The 2,246-nt window shown below is 58.4% G+C and carries 3 protein-coding genes; all 3 read left to right on the top strand.

Annotated features, from left to right (window positions below):
* Positions 1 to 618: 618 nt before the first annotated feature.
* Genes L8F97_RS22360 through L8F97_RS22350 form a run of 3 tightly spaced genes read left to right on the top strand, consistent with a single transcriptional unit; the run spans position 619 to position 1,964 of the window.
* Positions 619 to 1,035 (top strand): globin family protein, encoded by a 417-nt coding sequence (locus L8F97_RS22360; protein ID WP_242154938.1) that lies wholly within the window; start codon positions 619 to 621, stop codon positions 1,033 to 1,035.
* A gap of 6 nt (positions 1,036 to 1,041) precedes the next feature.
* A complete protein-coding gene (locus L8F97_RS22355) occupies positions 1,042 to 1,794 on the top strand; it encodes a methyl-accepting chemotaxis protein (RefSeq protein WP_242154936.1) in 753 nt (250 codons plus the stop codon).
* On the top strand, positions 1,788 to 1,964 hold the full coding sequence (locus L8F97_RS22350; protein ID WP_242154934.1) for a hypothetical protein: 177 nt from the start codon (positions 1,788 to 1,790) through the stop codon (positions 1,962 to 1,964). Before L8F97_RS22355 ends, L8F97_RS22350 begins: the two co-directional genes overlap by 7 nt.
* Positions 1,965 to 2,246: the final 282 nt, after the last annotated feature.

The following is a 2,246-nucleotide window of genomic DNA, read 5'->3' as shown; positions in this document are numbered from 1 at the left end:
CGCGCCGACCCGGAGATGTCCGGACCCCCGCAACACGAAGTGTATGGTCACTGCAGCGAACGCGGGAAAGGTCATCCTCCATCCAGTCTGGATTCGGCACACCGAAAAAGCGTGCGGGTCGACGTCGATGGTGGTCAGGAGCTGATCGAGCGTGCGTCTCATGAAATAGCGCTACCGCATGCGTGCCTCCGCGAACATCGTGCACATCCCGATACAACCGTGCTTCAAGTTTCCGTGGCAATATCCTATGCAATTGCCCGGGTGAACGAACTTCCGCTTACGGCAAATGCTAGAGCGGTCCTGGACGTCGCTTTCTGGGTCTCCATGCCTGTGAGCGGCTTACCGTCGCATCGCCAACCTTGGTCGGAGAATTTACGGCGTTTTCCCTATGTGCTTCGCATCGCGAGGCGGGCATATTTTTCCCGTCCGCCCTTTCCGTCCGAGAAAGTAAACTAGTGGAGACGTTTTGGCTGATGGGAGTCCGCGGTATGCGTCAGCGCGATCGGCAAGGCCGCGATCAGCCGAGGCCAAAAAGCATTTAGTAACGTTGGTAGGTCAGCATTGCGTCCGTTATGATCTTAACTCTTCCGTTGGTGTTTTACGTCTAAAAGCCAAGGCATGCTCTCGACCCGTCAAATCGATCTCGTTCAGGACAGCTTCGCCGCTGTCGTACCAATCACCGATGCTGCGGCAGCCGAGTTTTATCGACGTCTTTTCGAGCTTGCGCCTGATACACGTGCTTTGTTCCGCAACGACATGGCAGAGCAGGGACGCAAGCTATTCCTGACCCTGGCGACTGTGGTTGACGCGCTAGATCGCCTGGATTCCATCGTTCCAGTTGCACGTGAATTGGCCATTCGACACATCAGCTATGGCGCAGAAGATCGCCATTATAGGGCCGTCGGGTCGGCACTTATCGAAACGCTGCGAGCGGGGCTTGGGCCAGCGTTTGATCAGGATACGGAGGAGGCCTGGTCTGCCGCCTATGGAGTTCTGTCAGAAACCATGCTGACGGCTGTTCGCGAGAGAGCGTAAGCCATCGTGAACAATGTGGCGGAGAGCGCATCGGATATCGATGCTCAGCTAGATGGGATCGCTACGCGGTTGCTCGACATTGCAGATTGCGTTGCATCCGAGGCCGAGGCCGCCACGGCGGTGATCCGGGGCATGGCGGAGCACGCAACGCAAATTGCTTCGTTGGCCGCTGCCCTCGAGGCGGCAGCCAACGATGTGGAAGCTGGCGTGCGCCGGCAGGCGGAGACCCTTGCAGAGGCCCGGACGCAGCTGGTGGCAAACAAACCGACGATCGACGCGCTTGCCCAGTCGGTCGATAGCGTGGCATCGATAAGTGCTACGATCGCACAGATTGCGCGAGAAAGCCGGATGTTGAGCTTAAATGCGCGGATCGAAGCGGCCCGATATGGGGGGGAGGGCGGTGCGTTCGCAGCGATCTCCGCGGAAATGTCGGTGCTGACCACTCGCACGGCGACCGCAAACGCAATCATCGGGGAACGCTCGATGCTGATTACTCGTGACGTGCAGGCTGCCAATGAAATTGCCGTTGCCCATGCGGGGCTGGTAACCGAACAGGACGGCCTGCTAGCCGCATCATTCGAAAGTGCTAGCCAGCAGCGGCAAATCGCATCGGAACTTGTCGATATAACCGCGGATGCCGCAAAGACCATCGACACGGCGGCCGCGGCAATCGGGCGCGTCGGTGCGAACGCTGTGGCTGTGAAGGTCCTTGCCCGACAGGTGTCAAAGCTTACGCGCAAAGGAATGGCGCCTTGCTGAAGCTGACGCGATTCCAATTTCTTCATACACCTGAATTCAAGACCGGCCCTTTAAGGGGCGGACGGATGAAGCGGAAGCTGTTTTCAGAAAAGCAAATCGTCAGCATCCTGAAGGTGCCAAGGCGGGTGCGGTATTACGGAGACGTGCCGCAAGCGTTGTTCCGTCGCTAAGTCCCGAACCTAACGCCTAAACTTCGGCGAGGACAACAGAAACCACCATGGGCTCCGTCGCGGGCTGGAATGAACGAGTGGCCGCTTTTGGAGAGGCTTTAGATGCCCCTGAACGGCCGGTTGTGATGGGGTGGACGCCCCCCGACTGCATCGATGTGCAATAGTGGAGGTGTTGAACACCACTGTAGGAGGCGTCCGTGTCAGAGGTTACCACGATCGGGTTGGATATCGCAAAGAACGTTTTCCATGCGCACGGTGCGGATGCCGCTGGGCGAGCGGTGT

It is taken from the genome of Sphingomonas sp. BAUL-RG-20F-R05-02 (assembly GCF_022662305.1).
Taxonomy (GTDB): Bacteria; Pseudomonadota; Alphaproteobacteria; order Sphingomonadales; family Sphingomonadaceae; genus Sphingomonas.
Note: the sequence above shows the minus strand (reverse complement) of the source record. Positions and strands in the feature narration are given on the sequence as shown.

Bases quoted from the DNA above. Each gene is read 5' to 3' on its own strand.
- L8F97_RS22360 (WP_242154938.1), top strand. From the start codon at position 619: ATGCTCTCGACCCGTCAAATCGATCTCGTTCAGGACAGCTTCGCCGCT.